The organism is Paraburkholderia sp. BGA-UO-ETr-F21 (assembly GCF_059567925.1).
This window is the reverse complement of record NZ_JCAQOY010000037.1, coordinates 17,592-34,763: the sequence shown is the minus strand read 5'-3', so window position 1 is coordinate 34,763 and position 17,172 is coordinate 17,592. Positions and strand designations below refer to the sequence as shown.

Below are 17,172 nucleotides of genomic sequence, written 5' to 3'. Positions count from 1 at the left end.
GATTTCAAGCGATTCTATTTCGCAAATATCGCGCGCTCCGTATTCTCCTTTCCACCGGCTGCACGACATCACGTCGAAGGCCAACCAACGACACGGAAACGGAGCATTACGATGAACACGCAATCCACGCCGAATACGCCTGACACCGCAACCGTCGCCTTCCTCGATGCGCTCATTCGCGCAACCGGCCCGGCGATCGAAACGCTTATGCCCGACCAGGCGCGAGAAGTACTGGCGGGCGCCCAGCGCAGCGCACCGGTCGACGTGTCGGGCATCGACGTCACGCGCCGCACGATCGAACAGGATGGCCTCGTCGTGCCGGTCGTCGTCCTCAAGCCGCAGAATGCGCCGGGCGTGCAGCCCGTGTTCATGTTCTTCCACGGTGGCGGCTGGATTCTCGGCGATTACCCGACGCACGAGCGTCTCGTGCGCGACCTCGTCGTCCAGTCGGGCGCAGCAGCGGTGTTCGTTGAATACACGCCCTCTCCCGAAGCGCGTTATCCGGTCGCGATCAATGAGGCCTATGCCGCGACGAAATGGGTCGCCGCACATGGCGCGGAAATCGGCGTCGATGGTGCACGGCTTGCCGTCGTGGGCAACAGCGTGGGCGGCAACATGGCGGCGGTCATCAGCCAGATGGCGAAGGACCGGCAGGGTCCGGCCATCCGCTTCCAGGGACTCATGTGGCCGGTGACAGACCACGCGTTCGACAACGCCTCGTACGATGCCTTCGCCAATGGATACTTCCTGAGCCGCGACATGATGAAGTGGTTCTGGGACGCGTACACGACCGATGAACGCGAGCGAAACGAACGCTACGCGTCGCCCCTGCGCGCATCTATCGACGAGCTGAAGGGCTTGCCGCCCACGCTCATTCAGACCGCGCAGTTCGACGTGCTGCGCGACGAAGGCGAAGCATACGGACATCGGCTCGACCAGGCGGGCAACGACGTGACGACGACGCAGTACAAGGGGACGATCCACGACTTCGGCCTGCTCAACGCACTAGCCGCCGACGCCCCAACGCGCGCCGCCATGCAGCAGATGGCGAACGCCTTGAAGACGCGTCTGCAATAAAGCCGCATCCATTACTTCTTTTTTCGAGCCGATCATGAACAACGCCAAACAACTGCTTTCCGCCTACCTCGAATCGATTCGCGACCCGCGTGCCGCCGCCGCGCTCTTTGCCAGCGACGGCGTGCTGGAACTGCCTTATCTGAAGTCGCTCGGTATCGACGGGCGCGCGGAGGGACCCGAATCGATCGAGGGCTTCATTGCTTCGCTGATTGTGAAAGTACCGGATTTCGCGTTCAGGAACGTGCGCTTTCTGATCGAAACGCCGGAGCAGGTGTTCGCGGAATATGAAGTCGAAGCGCTCGTCCCGTCAACGGGGAAGATCTATCGCCAGATGTACGCCGGACGGCTCGTGGCACGCGACGGCAAGATCTCGCTGCTGCGTGAAGCGCTGGATACGGTCGCGGCGGCGGATGCGTTCGCCGTGACGCGCACCGCTTGATTGTTGCATTGATGAAAGGCCGCTTTGTCGATCGAAGCGGCCTGAGTATATTTCGTGGGATTGGCCGCTCCTGGCGGGGCACTGCTTCATGCGAATCGCAAGACCGCCTTGGGTTTGGACGGTGGTGGTCGCCATCTCGGTGCAAGAACCTTCAACGTCCCCCGGCCGTCTACATCAGTGCCCCCGCTTTATGCCTCTCAGGAATGACTGTTATCGACGGCGCCTGCCTTCTTCGAAAAGGCGCTGACCTTCATCATTTGCTCACCGTCAACCAACAGGAGCAAAACGATGAGCCACTTCCAGACCTACACGATCGATAACGCACCGGCCGCCTCGAAGGCAAGCCTCGAAGACACGAAGCGCGCGTTCGGCTTCGTACCCAATCTCCAGTCCTTCATGGCGGAATCGCCCGAACTGCTGGCCGGTTACTCCGCGCTGTGGGACCTGTTCTCCAAGAGCACGCTGACGCCGCACGAACAGCAGGTCGTCTACCTGACCTCGAACTTCGAGAACAACTGCCATTACTGCATGGCCGGTCACAGCACGCTGGCGAAGATGATCAAGATGGACGCAGGCGTGATCGCCGCGCTGCGCGCTGGCACGACGCTGCCCGATGCAAAGCTCGAAGCGCTGCATCGCTTCACGACACTCGTGGTGCGTGAGCGCGGCTTTGTTCCCGACGCCGATGTCGACGCGTTTCTCGCCGCTGGCTACACCCGTCAGAACGTCCTCGAAGTGATTCTGGGCGTGGCAACCAAGGTGATGAGCAACTACACGAACCACGTTGTCCACACTGAACTCGACGGCTTCATGGCGGGTAATGAGTGGACCAAGCCGCAAACTTCTGTTACAGCCCGCGTCTGAGCGCAGATTCGAACTCCATTACCCGACACAGGAGAAGGACATGTCACTGCAAGACAAACTCGACGCGTTCAAGGCGGACTTCAAGGGCGGCAAGCCGCCGTACTTCGCACCGCCCGAAATTCACCCGATCATGGAGCGCGCCACCGCCGAACTGATCGCAAGCGGACAGGCGGCCCGCGCAATCAAGGCTGGCGATCGCGCGCCCAGCTTCACGCTCAAGGATCAGGACGGCAACGCAGTGTCGTCGGCCGAACTGCTGCGTCGCGGCCCGCTCGTCATCACGTTCTACCGCGGCGTGTGGTGCCCGTACTGCAACATCGAGCTACAGGCGATCAACGACGTGCTGCCGCAGATCGAAGGATACCGCGCAAGTGTCGTGGCCATCTCGCCGCAGACCGCCGTGAACAGTCGCAAGTCGGTGCGTGATAACAAGCTCGGCTTTCCGGTGTTGAGCGATACGAACGGCGAGGTTGGCGCGGCGTTCGGCCTGCGCTTCGCGTTGCCCGACTATCTGGTCGATCTCTACAAGTCGTTGAAAAACGACCTCCCTGCTTTCAATGCCGATCCGGGCTGGACACTCCCCATGCCCGCGCGCTACGTGATCGGCCAGGATGGCATCGTGCTGTATTCGGAAGTCAATCCCGACTACACACGTCGCCCCGATCCGGTCGACATGTTCACGGTACTGGAGCGCGCGAACGCCAAGGCGTAAACGAACGCGCGAGTTGTGGCCGCCTTGGGGCGGCCTTTCATTCCCCCCACCTCTTTCGCATTTCCTTCATAGTCATGAGATCACGTACTTTTCTGGTGACCGGCGCCACCAAAGGCATCGGCCTCGCACTCAGCGAGCGGCTCGTCGCGGCGGGGCATCGGGTGATCGGCGTTGCCCGTTCGCCAGCGGCCTTTCCCGGCGACCTCGTCACGCTGGACCTGGGCGACCGTGCCGCGACCGATTCGGCACTCCGCGAACTGGCGCAACGCTATCGTGTCGACGGTATCGTCAATAACGTCGGTCTGGTTCGCCCGCAGCGCATCGGCGAAATCGATCTCGATGCGCTCGATGAGGTTTTCTCGGTGAATCTTCATCCGGCGATCCAGACGGTACAGGCGTTCTTGCCCGGCATGCGCGAGCGCGGCTGGGGGCGCGTCGTCAATATTTCAAGTCTCACGATTCTGGGAATCACACAGCGCACCGCCTATGCCGCCGCCAAGGCCGCGCTCGTGAGCTTTGCTCGCACCTGGGCGCTGGAACTCGCGACGGCGGGCATCACAGTCAACTCGGTCGCGCCCGGTCCCACCGAAACCGAACTGTTCCGCGCCAATAACCCGCCGGGAAGCGAAGGCGAGCAGCGCTATCTTGCCGCCGTGCCGATGCAGCGCTTCGGCAAACCCGATGAGATTGCAGCGGCGATCGCGTTCCTGCTTTCTGATGAGGCGGGCTTCATCACCGGGCAGACGCTGTTTGTCGACGGCGGCGCCTCAATCGGCAAGGCCGGAATCTGAGGGCAAGTTGTCGGTCTTTTTGGCAAACAGGCTTTCGACGAAGGTGACGAAAGCGCGTGCCTTCGTCGTCGCCATGCGCCCCGATGGAAACACGGCCCAAACGTCGACACCTGGCAGCGTCCAGTCGGTGAGCACGGCCTGCACGGAGCCGTCCGCGAGTTCCGGTGCGAACATCCATTCCGATGCCACAGCCAGTCCCATATCGGCGAGGACGGCGGCCCGCATTCCTTCTGCAGCACTGACCCGCACGCGGCCCGACACCGTGACGGCAGCTTCGGTGCCGTCCGCATGTCCGAACGCCCACGCGTCGCCACCGCTGCGCATCGCGTGAACAATCGCTCGATGCTGACTGAGGTCGGCAGGCGTATGAGGTACACCATGCTGCGCGAAGTACTTCTTCGTGCCGAGCACCAGCCGCTTTCCGCTCACGACACGACGCGCGGTCATCGTGGAGTCGTCGAGTCGACCCATGCGCAACGCGACATCGACGCCTTCCTCGAGCAGATCGATCGGCCGGTCGTCCATCACGATCTCGACGTCGAGTCTCGGGTGCTGGTCGAGGAACGCGCCGAGCGCGGGGATGATATGCAGTCTCGCGAAGGTCACTGCGGCGCCCACGCGGAGTCTGCCCGACAGGCCCTCCGACGATTCACGCACCGAATGTTCCGCCCGATCGGCTTCTCCGATCGCCAGGCACGCGTGTTCATAGAACCGCAGGCCAGCGTCGGTCGGCGTCAGGCCGCGAGTCGAGCGCAACAGGAGCCGGGCGTTCAGATGCTCTTCCAGCTGCGCGATCGATTTCGAAACCGCGGGTTGTCCAATCTGGAGTCGTCGGGCCGCGGCAGAGAAGGAGCCTGCTTCCACGACAGCGACGAAGGTTTCCATGGCGGCCAGGCGATCCATGCGGGCGGTGTCTCGGTAATGGGAAAGGGATGGCGGGGCAACGCTGCTGGACGCGAGAGATATCGCATTCTGCGCAGACAACGGCGCAACTATACAGCAGCCTGATGCCCTAAGCGCCGCACGGCGACAGCGCACCTCTCCCCGCCGTGCGTCAGCATCGCGATGGCGCTGCGCTACCCATGCACGGCTTCGTCCATGCCTGCGCGGAATAACTTTTATCGCTGCCACGGAGCTTTCGGGGCAGACGCCAATCGCGGAAAGTTACGTCATCCCATTCACGGTTTCAGGAGTCAATTCCATGTATCAGGTCTACGCGTTTTCCACGCCGAATTCCGTCAAGGTGCCGATTGCGCTCGAAGAGCTCGGCCTGCAATACGAACTGCATGCGGTGAACGTCAGGAAGGGCGAGCAGAAGCACACCGATTTCGTCGCATTGAATCCGAACGGTAAGGTGCCGGTGCTTCGCGACAATGAACGGAGCTTCACGCTGAGTGAATCGGCGGCGATTCTGGTCTATCTCGCGGAGCGTCACGGCGCGCTGCTGTCACAGGAGCCGCTGTCGCGTGCACGGACCTTCGAGCAACTATTTGTGCACGCGTCCGGCCTCAGTCCGGCATTCGGGCAAGCGGGATATTTTCTGCGCTCCGCGCCAGCCGGATCGTCCGCGCACGCGCTGGACCGCTTCGCGCAGGAAGCCCGGCGCCAGGTCGGATTGCTCGATGCAGTTCTCTCCGAGCGGACCTTCGTCGCTGGCGACGAATTCTCCATTGCTGATATCGCCCATTTCGGCTGGATCTGGCGCCGGACATTTCCGGACCTGTCGCTCGACGACGCGCCGAACGTGCAGCGCTGGTACGACGCTGTATCGAGTCGCCCGGCAGTGGGACGGGCAGTCGCGAGAATCGAATCACTCGCTGAAAACAGGCAAGCGGCATGAAAACGAACGTGTCGAAATCCCGTCCGTTGATCGCGTTCGCCATTCTTTCGATCGCTGTGGGGATCGTTGTAAGCCGTCCTTCGCCGATGCAACGATCCGCGCCTTTATCCGGCGCGGCGGTGAGCTCGGAGCTTGCCCGGATGATGGGCTTTGGCATGGTTTAGGTACCGCGCAACATTGGCCAACCTCCAATCGCAACTATGTGAACAAAATGAACACACTCTTTAGCCGTATCAACGTCGGACCTTTTGAACTCGATCACCGCGTCGTGCTTGCGCCGCTCACGCGCATGCGCACCGAAGAAGGCAATGTACCAGGCGATCTGATGATCGACTACTACACGCAGCGTGCGTCCAGCGGCGGTTTGCTGATCAGCGATGCAACCGCGGTCTCGCCGCTCGGCATCGCCTATGTGGACGCACCGGGGATCTTTACCGAGGACCAGATGCGAGGGTGGAAGCGCGTGACCGACGCCGTGCATTCCAAGGGCGCCCGCATCTTTCTGCAAATGTGGCATGCGGGGCGTCAGGCCCATCCGGCCAACATGGGCGGGCTGATGCCGGTTGCACCGTCTGCGTTGCGCTCGCTCGAACATGCTGCGATCCGTGACGGGAACGGAAACATTGTCGAAGCAGAACTGGTCGTGCCGCGCGAACTGGAACTCGAAGAGATCGAGGTGATCGTCGGGCAGTTCCGCCGCGGCGCCGAGCTCGCGAAACAGGCTGGTTTCGACGGGGTGGAACTGCACGGTGCAAACGGATACCTGTTCGAGCAGTTCCTGCTGGACGGCACCAACCAGAGGACGGACCGATACGGTGGCGCGATCGAGAACCGCGCGCGCTTCCTTTTCAACTCGCTCGACGCCGTCGTGTCCGTATGGGGCCCGGGTCGTGTGGCGCTTCGCCTGTCGCCAAGCGGAACTTACGGAACGATGTCGGACAGCGATCCGCACGCCACATTCGGCTATGTGGCACGTCGTCTCAACGACTACGAACTTGCATACTTGCATGTCATCGAACCCCGCATTCGCGGCATCGTCGAGCAGGAGACGCAGGAGACGGACGTGACGTCGAAGGACATCAGGCGCATTTATCGGGGGACCGTCATCGCGGCCGGAGGCTTCACGGGCGACAGTGCGGAACAAATCATTACGGATGGCCACGCGGATCTGGTCGCTTTCGGCCGAATGTTTATTTCGAATCCAGATCTTCCGCAGCGTCTGCGCAATGGCAGACCGCTCACCCCTTACGATCGCTCGACATTCTACGGCGGAGACGGCCGGGGTTATACGGACTACGCAGCAGATTCAGCGACGACAGCGTAACGGAGCGAATTGATCGCCGGTGGATCACCTTTCGGAAATGGACGATTGGAGTCCCCGGCCGGTCATCCGCGCAGAGCGGCTATTTGAAAGTCTAATGTTCGATGCGATTGAACGGCTGCTCGTGGCCGGGCACTGTGTCGTGCGAATCGCATAACCGCATTGGGTTTGGACGGTGTCGAGCGTCAACACGCGCCCCATTGTCGACGCTAGCCTGCTTGATCATCGTATGGCAGATAACGAAGCAGACCTGCCGCTCGCGTGCGGGCTTCGTTGGATGAGCGAGCGGCAGCAACTACCCGAGCCAGTTCCGTACCGCCGAAAAAAATTTTCACCACGAGGCTTCCTACTTGTAACCGGCAGCGCCTATCGAACGAACTAACTTTACCCGCCAACTAATGTTCGTCGATACAGCCTATGCCAATCCACTTTTCATGCACCATGTGTGGCCGTTGCTGCCATGATCTGCGGCTGCCTCTCGCCATCCATGAGGCGCTCGACTGGATTGCGCGCGGCGGTGAGGTGCAACTGTTTTGCGACGCGATCGTCTGGCCTCAGGAGCCGCTACAAACCGACCTGCTCGCCCAACACCGAAAACGCCGCTCATTTTCCGCGCATAGCGGAACGCTGCCAGTACGTGTATCGGTGACACTGGTGGCCGCGTTCGCCGGACCGTGCCCAAATCTCCGCCCAGATATGTCTTGCGGCGCCTACGATCGGCGCCCGCGTGTGTGCCGCATCTATCCTGCCGAGGTCAACCCGTTCGTGAAACTCGACCCGACCGCGAAGGCCTGTCCTGCCGACGCCTGGTCTCTCGCGGGTCCCGTGCTCATGCACGCGGGTCAGATCGCAAGTGCTGACACAGCAGCCCTCATCGCGCAGTCGCATGAAGCCGACGAGCGCGACCGTGTCGCCAAGACGCATCTGTGTGCCCTGCTCGGGTACGATACCGCCGCTCTCGCAAACGAAGGTTTCGCGGTCTATGCGCCGTCACGCGATCGCCTCGGAGCGGCGCTGCGAGCGGCGCGAGATTCAGGTGCGCAGACCGAAGATCTCCAGCCGCGCTCATCGCACCCCTGGCAAATTATCACGAATCGCTCGACGTCACTCGCGACGTTGCAATCGATCGGCGCCAACGCTCGACAGGCTGAAAATCGATCTCGCGCGGCAGACGCCCCGACATATCTGGGTTTCTTTAACGAGGACGCTAGCGATAGCGACTGACGGAACCCATCGCACTCGTCCGGCCCGCTCCAACAGTACCAGCTCGTGCTGGAGAGCGGATTATCCTATCGGTCGCTTTCTGGAGACAGAATATGCTGCCCCGCCTTCTCACTGCCATTATTGCAAGCACTGCGGCGCTGCTCCCCTCGCATGCGTTCGCTGACGCACTGCGTCCGGTCGTCGTTGAACTATTCACCTCCGAGGGCTGTTCCTCCTGCCCACCGGCGGATCGCTTGCTTTCCGAGTTGAGCGACACGCGCACCGACGTTCTGCCTCTGGCGTTTCATGTCACATACTGGAATCGGCTCGGCTGGAAAGACCCGTTTTCATTCGACGGCGCCGATGCGCGCCAGGCCAGGTACGCCCAACGGTTTCGTGGCTTCGAGTACACGCCCGAAATGGTTGTCGATGGCAAAGCCGAGTTAGTCGGATCCGATCGCAGTGCAGCCGGCACGGCTATCGAGCGCGCCAAGTCCGATGGGGTGACCGCCGCGACCGTCCACGCTACACGTTCGAACGGTGGCGTTTCGGTATCCATTGGCCGTGGCCTCGGACGCGCGCATGTGCTGCTGATCGGCTACGACGCTCGTCACGTCACGGCGATCGGCCGTGGCGAGAACGCAGGCCGTACGCTCACTGAATCGAACGTCGTGCGCAGCATCGTGGACATAGGTGAGTGGTCCGGCGCGGCGCTAACGTTGCGTGCCGATGCCGTCGCCGGCGAACATCAGGTCGTACTCCTCGAGGCCGACGACGATGCGATTGTAGGCGCCGCGAGCGTTATAAATACAGGCGAAGCCCCTGCTCGATGAGTGGCGGGGGTTGTTTCGACAATCAATTCGCCGTGGCCTGCGTGTTTTTTTTGATCAGCAGCCTGGCGAATGCGAACGGTTTGCGGATGCATGACGCGGGAGCGCTCAGGCACATTTGCTCTGGATCCGACTCTCCGGCATTTCCAATTTACAGCAGAAGACTCGCGCTTTGACCCAAGGTTTCGTTCCCGCTCGACGGATGGATGACAGCTTCTCGCCCTGCACGCGGTCGAATCCCGTCCCATGTCGAACCGGGCACGCAAGCCATTTCGATCGAATAGCGTCGGGCAGAAAGCGGACCCCGAAGAGCCATTCATCTGTTTTGCTGGCCAATGTCAAAAGCGGTTAATAGCAGCCCGATATGAAGAGTACCTTCGGCTTCTGGCATTCCACGGTCACCCAAAGTCGGGCGTACCGACCCCGCTGATCATTCAGCAACAACCCCATGCTTTCGCGGCGCTTTTATTGCCGTGTTGGCGTGAGATGCCGCCGCGCCGATACTCGACTCCCTGACCACGAGTTCAGGTACCGCGAAGTACTGCATCGGCGGTTTCCCCGCTTTCTGGCTGTTTTCAACCAGAGACCCTGTGCTGATCGTGATCAGCATGGCTGTCGCGATCGGTGTCGGCGTGTTCGGGATGTATGGGATTCAGGGGGCATATTTCCCTGAGCTGTTCAATGCCCGCTATCGATACACGGGCATTGCCGTCAGCAAGGAGTTCGCTGCCGTTGCATCGGGGGGTATCGCGCCGCTCATTGCGGCCGCATTGCTCGCATGGTCACAGGGCGCGTACTGGCCGATCGCCACTTACATCGCTCTGCTAGCGGGTATCAGCTTCGTCGCAACTTTCTTCGCGCCGGAGACTCGTGGGATCAGTCTTCGACAATGATTTGCGAACGGCCGGCTTTCGGTTTGAAGGAGATGCTTGCTGGAATGTGGGCAACGTTTCCTTGTGGCCGGACCCGGAAGTTCGGCCAGCCCCGCCAGTCATCAGATCGGCCTTGACGATGAATGAATTCACCATCCTGCCTGGTGACACATTGTCCGTCTCGGCTGCTGCGGCTTAGTTTTCCTCAAAAAATCCCCTGCATAGATTCAACGTACGCCTTCGGGCAGTCGAGAACCCACTGCCCTGTACCGTCGGGGTCGCTCTCGGGACCGCGCTAACTAGCTCCCCATCACGCGGTCACAGCCAGCATTGACCGACGACACCCGGCAGATGCACAAGCGCATGCATATTGAGCGCGAGCCTCTTCGTCTACGGCATCGTCGATTTCAAGCAGATAGTCGATGAAAAGCTCTTCGCCTGCGTCGACTGGCCGGAGCGTGTAGATGAAAATCCGCCCGTCGTCCTCGATGGTCTCGCAGTTCGGCGTGCAGGCGTGGTTCAGCCAGCGCGCGCTGTTACCGCCGCGGCTGCCGTCTATGACCCGGCCATCCGACAGGCCAAACAGAAAGGTGTGACCCGGAACGCCTTCACGCCGGTGTCGGCGCAAGGCATTCCGCCACGCGGTGATTTCACCCTTGTATTCGAGCACGCGCTCGCCCGCTGCGAGCGAGCGCGTCGCAAATACACCCTTGCCGTGAACCGGCGATCTCCGGACGATGACGCGTCGCATTCTGTTGCCCCGATGGTGGTCGTGGCACAAGTATGAAGCGGCCAATTTACTGGTTTATTGATGGAACGAAGATTTCCGCTGCCGGGACGTTCTGCTCCTCGTGCGCGGCAATCCTGTCTGGGGCGGGCAGGCGTCGAATCGCGACACCTTGGGCTGATCGCCAGCTGTCGCAAAGATCGGAACACGGAAGTAGGAGGGAAATTCGGTAGGCAGAAAAACCCACATACTTGATAAGAAGCGGGAATTTCACAGCGCGCAACCAAATTCGCGCAAACCCTTGTGGCGGAAGGCAGCCGGAGTCGAACCGACCTGAGAGCGTCTGACGCCCTCAACTGGGTTTGAAGCCCAGCCGCACCACCGGATACGAATGCCTTCCTACGGTGATTGCACTACACGTCGCCGATCAAAGCAGATCGAGCCAGCGACTATCCGTGCGCAACAGATGCAGCCCACGGTGGAAGCGAGTATACCCAACCCGGTCGAAGAATTCCAAAAGCTGAATAGCCCGTTTGCGCCCCAGTCCCGTTACATCGCGAAACGGTGCGGCTGCAACCGTACCGGCATTCTTTTGCGCCTCGGTGGCCGCAATCGAAGCCAGTTCCCGTATCACCTCCTGGTGATAAAACAGATCGCGCACGACCTGAAACAGCTCACCTTGTCGCGCGAGCTTTCGCATCAATTGACGCACGCGCTCTTCACCTACACCGTTCGCATTCGCCAGATCACGCACCCACGGCGGATCGAACCGTCCCGCTTTCACCGCGGGCAGCAGCGCCGCCGCGAGCGCGCGATCGGCGTCGTCGAGCGTCACTGTGTGGCCTGGCAAATGCAGCCAGGGCCCGCGTTTGACAATCTCACCACGCATAGCGGCATCGTCGACGAGCGCGCGCCATAACGCATCGTCCACTAACGGCGCAGCGATCCGCCGCAAGCGCGAGACATCCGGGCCCAATTCGTCCGGCGAGCGTTCATGGTACTCGGCGAGCGTGGTCGTCAATCGTGTATTGAGCGTTTGCCAAGGCGTATCAGCGACCAGCAATGCGTCCTCGCCAGGCATATCGACCACGTGCGTATCGGGCGGCAACGAAAGCGCAGCAGCCGGCATGCCCGTCAAGCGTTCCAGCAGCGAGCGCGACAAACCATGCGGCGCTCTTGCGAAGATGGCGTCCAGCTTGCCGGTATCGAGCATGATCTGAAGCGCGTCGAGCCACGCGAGCCGTTCAACTGAACGACGCTTGCGCGACGGCGCGAACGGATCGAGCACATGGCCGCCGCCAATCGTGCGATCGGCCTGCGCGTTGCGCACCACAAAGCGATCGCCGGGCAGCGCACAGACTGGACGCTCGAACACCAGTTGAACGCGGGCACGCTGACCGGCGCCGAGCGTCTCCCCATCGAGCAACGCAACATGCGCAACCTGATGCTGCGTGCCCAGATGCACATGCAGCGGCGCCCAATGCTCCAGCGTGACCGATGCATCGGCGAGCAGCGTCAGCATGACGTCGACCCGCTCCGACGCCTGCGAGAGGCGCGGGTCGACGATCCAGTCACCCCGATCGATCGCACTCTTCTCGATACCCGCGAGGTTCAACGCGCAGCGCTCGCCCGCTCGCCCCTTCTGCGCCGCACGATTCTGCGCGTGAATGCTGCGCACGCGCACCGGTTGATTCTTCGGCGCGAGCAGCATCGTATCGCCGACCGCCACGCTCCCCGATACCACCGTGCCGGTCACGATCGTGCCTTGGCCCGCGAGTGTGAAGACACGATCGACCGCGAGACGGAACAACCCGTCATCGCGCTTCATGCGCCATGCCGTGGCCGCCGCGAACAGATGCGCCTTCAGCGCAGCCACCCCGGGATCATCGGAATGCGTCGCGCAGGTGTCGAACACGGGCGCGTCCTCGAGCACACTGCCGCTCAGAAACGCGCTCACTTCGTCGTGCACTTCACGCAAACGCTGCGCGTCGACCCGGTCCACTTTGGTCAGCGCGACGGCGCCGCGCCGAATGCCGAGCAACTCGATAATGGCCAGATGCTCGCGGGTTTGCGGCATCACGCCGTCGTCGGCGGCAATCACGAGCAGCGCGAAATCGATACCGCTCGCGCCAGCGGTCATGGTATGCACGAGCTTTTCGTGGCCGGGCACATCGATCAGGCCGAGCACGTCGCCGTTGTCGAGCGGCACGTACGCATAACCCAATTCGATCGAGATGCCGCGCGCTTTTTCTTCCTTGAGACGATCCGTATCGACGCCCGACAGCGCTTTCACCAGGCTCGTTTTACCGTGGTCGATATGTCCCGCCGTACCGACGATCATGCGTGCGCGCCTTTCAGTTGCTCGATCAGTTGCGCTTCATCGGCGGCTTCAAGACAGCGTAGATCGAGACGCAACGCGTCGTCCGCAATTCGGCCGATGACAGGCCGCGCCATCTCGCGCAGCAGCTTTTCGAGCGCGAGCAATTGACGGCCACCTCGCTTGCCGTCCGCCATCCTGACGACGAGCCCGTAGCTCGGCAGCACATCGACGGGCAAAGCGCCACTGCCGATCTGACTGAACATGGGCTCGGCCGCCACCACATAGCGTTCGCCGAGCGTCTGCTGCAAGGCGGGCTGTACGCGCTGCGCAGCGAGCCGGATCTCGTCGGCGGGACGGGTGAGCAAGCGCAGCGTGGTGAGCCGCTCCGTGAGCTTCTCCGGCGTGCGATAAAGCTGCAGCACAGGCTCCAGCGCGGCGAGCGTCAGTTTGCCGACACGCAGCGCACGTTTGAGCGGGTGCTTCTTGATCTTCGCGATCAGATCGCGCCGCCCGACGATCAACCCGGCTTGCGGTCCGCCCAGCAACTTGTCGCCACTGAAGGTGACGAGGTCGGCGCCGGCTTTGATGGTTTCACGCACGGTCGTTTCGCGCGGCAAACCCCATTGGCCCAGATCGACGAGCGTGCCGCTGCCGAGGTCCACGGCAACCGCAAGACCGCGTGCATGGGCGAGTGGCGCGATTTCATCCAGACCGACTTCTTTGGTGAAGCCGTTGATCGCGTAGTTGCTCGCGTGGACTTTCATCAGCAGCGCGGTTTGCGGGCCGATGGCTTCGTCATAGTCCTTCAGATGCGTGCGGTTCGTGGTGCCGACTTCGCGAAGCCTCGCGCCCGCGCGGCTCATGATGTCCGGAATGCGAAACGCGCCGCCGATTTCCACCAGCTCGCCACGCGACACGATGACTTCTTTCTTCGACGCCAGCGCGGAAAGCGTGAGCAGCACCGCAGCCGCATTGTTGTTGACCACGGTAGCCGCTTCGGCTCCCGTCAATTCGCAGATGAGTTCGTCGATCAGATCGTCGCGATCGCCACGCTTGCCGGTGTCGAGGTCGAATTCGAGGTTGGCGGGTTGCGTCAGTGCCTTCACGACGGCCTGCACGGCCTCGTCCGGCAGCAATGCACGGCCGAGGTTGGTATGCAGCACGGTGCCGGTCAGATTGAAAACGCTACGCAAGCGCGACTGGTTGCGTTGGCGCAGCGCGGCTTCGACCGCGCCCTTCAGTTGCGCGGTGTCGAGCGCGCTCACGGATGCAGCGCCCGACTGCGCGCTCGCGCGCCAGTTGTCGAGCGCCTCACGCACCGCGCCCAACACCTGCGTGCGGCCGTACTCGCCGATCAGCGCCGCGAACTCGGCCGACGCCATCACCTTTTCCACCGACGGCACGCGCGCCATCAGCGCCCGCAATTCAGAGCCGCTTACATCGCTCACGAGGCAATCCCTTTTCTAGTCTAGTCGTGTCCAGTTGCTGCTAGTCGGACTCGCCAGAAGACTCCGCCGCACTGTCGGCCTGTTCGGGCCACAGCCACGGATGCGGCGACGCCCGCCGGTAACCTTCCGCGCCCATCAGCAGATCCAGCGTGAGACTGGCGAGATCGTCCGCGAACGGTTCGAAATCGTAGTCCTTCGACTGAATGCCGATCTTGCGGTAAGTATGGCATTCGTCGCACGATTCGGCCTTCAGCGCGGCATTCTTCGATTCGGTTTCGCGCGTGGCTTCGTCGGCATCGGGCGAGCCGACCGTGTGATAGGCAATGCCCTTGGTCGAGTCGCAGTTCGAGCACTTCGCGCGAACCATGTGCCATTCAGTCGAGCACAGCCCGCATTGCAGGTAGCGGTAGTTATCATACGCTCCACCCACGCGCACGATGCTGGCCACCGGATGCGATCCGCACACGGGACACAGTCCGAGGGTTTCGATGTATGGCACCTCGCGCTTGTCGATATCGGCGGCAAGGTCGGTCCACACTACTTGCAGCGCAGCGACGATGAACGGCGCGCTCGCCGGATCGACCTCTTCGAAGCGCTGCGCGAAGATCGCGTCGGCCTGAAATTCGAGCGCGGCGGTGTCAAGCGTGCGCAGGCGGGCGATCAGCGCTTCGAGCGGCGGCGTGAGCGGACCCGCTACCGCCACCTTGTCGAGCAGTTGGCGCAGCACGTCGCGCCATGCCGGATCACGCACGCCGGAAAGCGCCGGAATCAGCGGCATGGAGTGTTGCTGCGCGCTCGCGATCAATTCAGGGCTCGGCGGCTGTGCCTTGAAGTTCGCCATCACGGCTTGCTGCGCGTCGGCGAGCACCGCCATCAGGCGCAAATAACCGGCGATCGGATTGTGAAGCGCCGCGAGCTGGCGCAGGCGCGCAGCGCGCGCCGAAAACACCGCGAGCCGCTCCGGTGTGCGGATGCGCGGAATCGCCGAATGGTCGAGCGACTCGATATCGCCGGCTTCGAGAATACGTTGAACCACAGTATCGACCTCTGAAAACTGAAAAGCCGCCGCCCTTATTCGAACAAGGGCGGCGGCTCGGGTGCAGCACGCTTTGCATCGCGCTGCCTGGGTTGCCTGGGCGTGGCCCGCTATTTACCGATGATTTCCTTGAACCAGTTCGGATGATGCTTTCTCGCCCAACCGTAGGTCACGGTGCCGCGCGTCATGGCGCCGATCGATCCCTTGATCCACAACGCTGCATAAATATGCACGACGATGCCGACGATCAGCACGAACGCCGCCGCGGCATGCACCACAGCCGCGAGCCGGATAATCTCGATCGGAAAATAGAACGAGAAGTAGCGCCGCCAGATCACAATGCCGCTCGCCAGCAACAGCAACAGGCAGATCACCATCGTGAAAAATAGCAGCTTTTGACCGGCGTTGTACTTGCCGATCGCAGGGAGCTTTTCCTCGCGATTGTTGAGCACGTCGTCGATCTGCCTCATCCACTGAATGTCGGCCTTGTCCAGATAGTTGTGATGCCAGAAGCGCAACGCAAGAATCAGGAACGAGAGAAACATCACGCAGCCCACGAACGGATGCAGAATCCGCGTCCATTGCCCGCCGCCGAAGATCGCGTAGAGCCACGACATGGCCGGATGAAACATGGCGAGGCCGGAGAGCGCCAGCAGCACGAACGTGATGGCGGTGATCCAGTGATTCGTACGCTCATTGGGCGTGTAGCGCACGATCAGGCTGTTGCCCCTCACGTCCTTCAACTCGGTATGCTCAGGGTGCTTCATTGGATGCCTCCCGCGAACGGCGTGCTTCGTCGGCTTCGTGCTGGGCTTCGGCTTCTTCCGCCTCGCTCACCTCGTTCGGACCCACGCGCGTGTAGTGGAAGAACCCAGCCACGGCCGCGAACGCGATACCCGCGAGCGCCAGCGGCTTGGCCAGTCCTTTCCACAGCCCGACCATCGCGCTGATCTTCGGATTCTGCGGCAAACCGTGATACAGGTTCGCTTTGTCGGCGTGATGCAGCACGTACATGACGTGCGTGCCGCCCACGCCGGCAGGATCGTACAAGCCGGCATTCTGGAAACCGCGTTCCTTCAGATCTTCCACCCGGTCGGCGGCCTGCTGCTTCATGTCCTCCTTGGTGCCGAACATGATCGCGCCGGTGGGGCAAGTCTTCACGCAAGCCGGTTCCTGGCCGACCGCCACGCGGTCCGAGCACAGCGTGCACTTGTACGCGCGGTTGTCCTTCTTCGAAATGCGCGGCACGTTGAACGGGCAACCAGTTACGCAATAGCCGCAGCCAATGCAGTTTTCCTCGTGGAAATCCACGATCCCGTTCGTGTACTGCACGATCGCGCCCGGCGACGGGCAGGCCTTCAGACAGCCTGGATCCTCGCAGTGCATGCAGCCGTCCTTGCGGATCAGCCACTCGAGATCGCCTTCGGTGTTCTCGTATTCCGAGAACCGCATGACGGTCCACGAATGCTCGCTCAGATCGCGCGGGTTATCGTAGATGCCGGTCGTCGTACCGACTTCGTCGCGCAGATCGTTCCACTCCATGCAGGCGGTCTGACACGCCTTGCAGCCAATGCACTTCGACACGTCGATGAGCTTGGCGACCGTGCCCGTGACCGGCTCACGCACTTGCGGTTCAGGCAAGGTCGTGGCCGAGAGGCGTTTGATGTCCAGTGATTGCAGTGCCATCTCTTT

Annotated in this window: 19 protein-coding genes and 1 tRNA gene; 11 read left to right on the top strand and 9 right to left on the bottom strand. The window is 61.9% G+C overall.

What is annotated here, in order from left to right; translation table 11 throughout:
- The first annotated feature begins 111 nt into the window (after positions 1–111).
- From AC57B1_RS23805 to AC57B1_RS23785, 5 genes are all read left to right on the top strand, one after another.
- Positions 112–1,077: an alpha/beta hydrolase gene (locus AC57B1_RS23805; protein ID WP_496418878.1), complete on the top strand. Its 966-nt coding sequence runs from the start codon at positions 112–114 to the stop codon at positions 1,075–1,077.
- Positions 1,078–1,111: 34 nt separating this feature from the next.
- Positions 1,112–1,516 carry a nuclear transport factor 2 family protein gene (locus AC57B1_RS23800; RefSeq protein WP_408352050.1) on the top strand — a complete coding sequence of 135 codons (405 nt, stop codon included), beginning with the start codon at positions 1,112–1,114 and terminating at the stop codon, positions 1,514–1,516.
- 288 nt (positions 1,517–1,804) lie between these two features.
- Entirely contained in the window at positions 1,805–2,380 is a 576-nt protein-coding gene (locus AC57B1_RS23795; RefSeq protein ID WP_496418877.1) for a carboxymuconolactone decarboxylase family protein, read from the top strand.
- 40 nt (positions 2,381–2,420) lie between these two features.
- Positions 2,421–3,092, top strand: a complete 672-nt coding sequence (locus tag AC57B1_RS23790) for a peroxiredoxin-like family protein (RefSeq protein ID WP_496418876.1) — start codon at positions 2,421–2,423, stop codon at positions 3,090–3,092.
- A gap of 74 nt (positions 3,093–3,166) precedes the next feature.
- Positions 3,167–3,883 (top strand): SDR family oxidoreductase, encoded by a 717-nt coding sequence (locus AC57B1_RS23785; RefSeq protein WP_408352089.1) that lies wholly within the window; start codon positions 3,167–3,169, stop codon positions 3,881–3,883.
- Here the strand turns inward: AC57B1_RS23785 and AC57B1_RS23780 are convergent.
- The gene (locus AC57B1_RS23780) at positions 3,860–4,786 is read right to left on the bottom strand and encodes a LysR family transcriptional regulator (RefSeq protein ID WP_496418875.1); all 927 of its coding nucleotides are present in this window, start codon (positions 4,784–4,786) and stop codon (positions 3,860–3,862) included. The two genes, AC57B1_RS23785 and AC57B1_RS23780, sit on opposite strands and share 24 nt — an antisense overlap.
- 298 nt (positions 4,787–5,084) lie before the next feature.
- Between AC57B1_RS23780 and AC57B1_RS23775 the strand changes: the two genes are divergently transcribed.
- The 5 genes from AC57B1_RS23775 to AC57B1_RS23755 all read left to right on the top strand — a co-directional run bounded on the left by AC57B1_RS23775 (position 5,085) and on the right by AC57B1_RS23755 (position 9,080).
- Positions 5,085–5,723, top strand: a complete 639-nt coding sequence (locus AC57B1_RS23775; protein ID WP_496418874.1) for a glutathione S-transferase family protein — start codon at positions 5,085–5,087, stop codon at positions 5,721–5,723.
- Complete coding sequence (locus tag AC57B1_RS23770) at positions 5,720–5,887, top strand: hypothetical protein (RefSeq protein ID WP_408352097.1); 168 nt, start codon at positions 5,720–5,722, stop codon at positions 5,885–5,887. The genes AC57B1_RS23775 and AC57B1_RS23770 overlap by 4 nt, the downstream gene beginning before the upstream one ends.
- A gap of 47 nt (positions 5,888–5,934) precedes the next feature.
- A complete protein-coding gene (locus AC57B1_RS23765; RefSeq protein ID WP_496419316.1) occupies positions 5,935–7,047 on the top strand; it encodes an alkene reductase in 1,113 nt (370 codons plus the stop codon).
- Positions 7,048–7,461: 414 nt separating this feature from the next.
- On the top strand, positions 7,462–8,268 hold the full coding sequence (locus tag AC57B1_RS23760) for a YkgJ family cysteine cluster protein (RefSeq protein ID WP_496418873.1): 807 nt from the start codon (positions 7,462–7,464) through the stop codon (positions 8,266–8,268).
- 92 nt (positions 8,269–8,360) lie between these two features.
- On the top strand, positions 8,361–9,080 hold the full coding sequence (locus AC57B1_RS23755; protein ID WP_496418872.1) for a DUF1223 domain-containing protein: 720 nt from the start codon (positions 8,361–8,363) through the stop codon (positions 9,078–9,080).
- 427 nt (positions 9,081–9,507) lie between these two features.
- On the opposite strand, the gene AC57B1_RS23750 is transcribed toward AC57B1_RS23755, so the two are convergent.
- On the bottom strand, positions 9,508–9,687 hold the full coding sequence (locus AC57B1_RS23750; protein WP_496418871.1) for a hypothetical protein: 180 nt from the start codon (positions 9,685–9,687) through the stop codon (positions 9,508–9,510).
- On the opposite strand from AC57B1_RS23750, the gene AC57B1_RS23745 reads away from it, so the two are divergent.
- On the top strand, positions 9,668–9,970 hold the full coding sequence (locus tag AC57B1_RS23745) for an MFS transporter (protein WP_496418870.1): 303 nt from the start codon (positions 9,668–9,670) through the stop codon (positions 9,968–9,970). The genes AC57B1_RS23750 and AC57B1_RS23745 overlap by 20 nt on opposite strands.
- A 289-nt stretch (positions 9,971–10,259) precedes the next feature.
- Here the strand turns inward: AC57B1_RS23745 and AC57B1_RS23740 are convergent, their stop codons facing one another.
- From AC57B1_RS23740 to fdxH, 7 genes are all read right to left on the bottom strand, one after another.
- Positions 10,260–10,700, bottom strand: coding sequence for an SET domain-containing protein (locus AC57B1_RS23740; protein WP_408352064.1), 441 nt, complete (start codon positions 10,698–10,700; stop codon positions 10,260–10,262).
- Positions 10,701–10,980: 280 nt separating this feature from the next.
- Positions 10,981–11,076 (bottom strand) — tRNA-Sec (locus tag AC57B1_RS23735).
- Between the two features lie 27 nt (positions 11,077–11,103).
- Positions 11,104–13,017 (bottom strand): selenocysteine-specific translation elongation factor, encoded by a 1,914-nt coding sequence (gene selB, locus AC57B1_RS23730; RefSeq protein ID WP_496418869.1) that lies wholly within the window; start codon positions 13,015–13,017, stop codon positions 11,104–11,106.
- Positions 13,014–14,444 (bottom strand): L-seryl-tRNA(Sec) selenium transferase, encoded by a 1,431-nt coding sequence (selA, locus tag AC57B1_RS23725; protein ID WP_496418868.1) that lies wholly within the window; start codon positions 14,442–14,444, stop codon positions 13,014–13,016. Before selA ends, selB begins: the two co-directional genes overlap by 4 nt.
- A 40-nt stretch (positions 14,445–14,484) precedes the next feature.
- Positions 14,485–15,480, bottom strand: coding sequence for a formate dehydrogenase accessory protein FdhE (fdhE, locus tag AC57B1_RS23720; protein WP_091804196.1), 996 nt, complete (start codon positions 15,478–15,480; stop codon positions 14,485–14,487).
- 110 nt (positions 15,481–15,590) lie between these two features.
- Entirely contained in the window at positions 15,591–16,247 is a 657-nt protein-coding gene (locus AC57B1_RS23715; RefSeq protein WP_091804199.1) for a formate dehydrogenase subunit gamma, read from the bottom strand.
- A complete protein-coding gene (fdxH, locus tag AC57B1_RS23710) occupies positions 16,234–17,166 on the bottom strand; it encodes a formate dehydrogenase subunit beta (RefSeq protein ID WP_007176169.1) in 933 nt (310 codons plus the stop codon). The genes AC57B1_RS23715 and fdxH overlap by 14 nt, the downstream gene beginning before the upstream one ends.
- Between the last annotated feature and the right edge of the window lie 6 nt (positions 17,167–17,172).

Bases quoted from the DNA above. Each gene is read 5' to 3' on its own strand.
- AC57B1_RS23740 (WP_408352064.1), bottom strand. From the start codon at position 10,700: ATGCGACGCGTCATCGTCCGGAGATCGCCGGTTCACGGCAAGGGTGTA.
- AC57B1_RS23775 (WP_496418874.1), top strand. From the start codon at position 5,085: ATGTATCAGGTCTACGCGTTTTCCACGCCGAATTCCGTCAAGGTGCCG.
- AC57B1_RS23785 (WP_408352089.1), top strand. From the start codon at position 3,167: ATGAGATCACGTACTTTTCTGGTGACCGGCGCCACCAAAGGCATCGGC.
- AC57B1_RS23790 (WP_496418876.1), top strand. From the start codon at position 2,421: ATGTCACTGCAAGACAAACTCGACGCGTTCAAGGCGGACTTCAAGGGC.
- AC57B1_RS23805 (WP_496418878.1), top strand. From the start codon at position 112: ATGAACACGCAATCCACGCCGAATACGCCTGACACCGCAACCGTCGCC.
- selB (WP_496418869.1), bottom strand. From the start codon at position 13,017: ATGATCGTCGGTACGGCGGGACATATCGACCACGGTAAAACGAGCCTG.
- AC57B1_RS23715 (WP_091804199.1), bottom strand. From the start codon at position 16,247: ATGAAGCACCCTGAGCATACCGAGTTGAAGGACGTGAGGGGCAACAGC.
- AC57B1_RS23795 (WP_496418877.1), top strand. From the start codon at position 1,805: ATGAGCCACTTCCAGACCTACACGATCGATAACGCACCGGCCGCCTCG.
- fdxH (WP_007176169.1), bottom strand. From the start codon at position 17,166: ATGGCACTGCAATCACTGGACATCAAACGCCTCTCGGCCACGACCTTG.
- AC57B1_RS23770 (WP_408352097.1), top strand. From the start codon at position 5,720: ATGAAAACGAACGTGTCGAAATCCCGTCCGTTGATCGCGTTCGCCATT.
- AC57B1_RS23760 (WP_496418873.1), top strand. From the start codon at position 7,462: ATGCCAATCCACTTTTCATGCACCATGTGTGGCCGTTGCTGCCATGAT.
- AC57B1_RS23750 (WP_496418871.1), bottom strand. From the start codon at position 9,687: ATGCTGATCACGATCAGCACAGGGTCTCTGGTTGAAAACAGCCAGAAA.
- AC57B1_RS23755 (WP_496418872.1), top strand. From the start codon at position 8,361: ATGCTGCCCCGCCTTCTCACTGCCATTATTGCAAGCACTGCGGCGCTG.
- AC57B1_RS23800 (WP_408352050.1), top strand. From the start codon at position 1,112: ATGAACAACGCCAAACAACTGCTTTCCGCCTACCTCGAATCGATTCGC.
- AC57B1_RS23765 (WP_496419316.1), top strand. From the start codon at position 5,935: ATGAACACACTCTTTAGCCGTATCAACGTCGGACCTTTTGAACTCGAT.
- AC57B1_RS23780 (WP_496418875.1), bottom strand. From the start codon at position 4,786: ATGGATCGCCTGGCCGCCATGGAAACCTTCGTCGCTGTCGTGGAAGCA.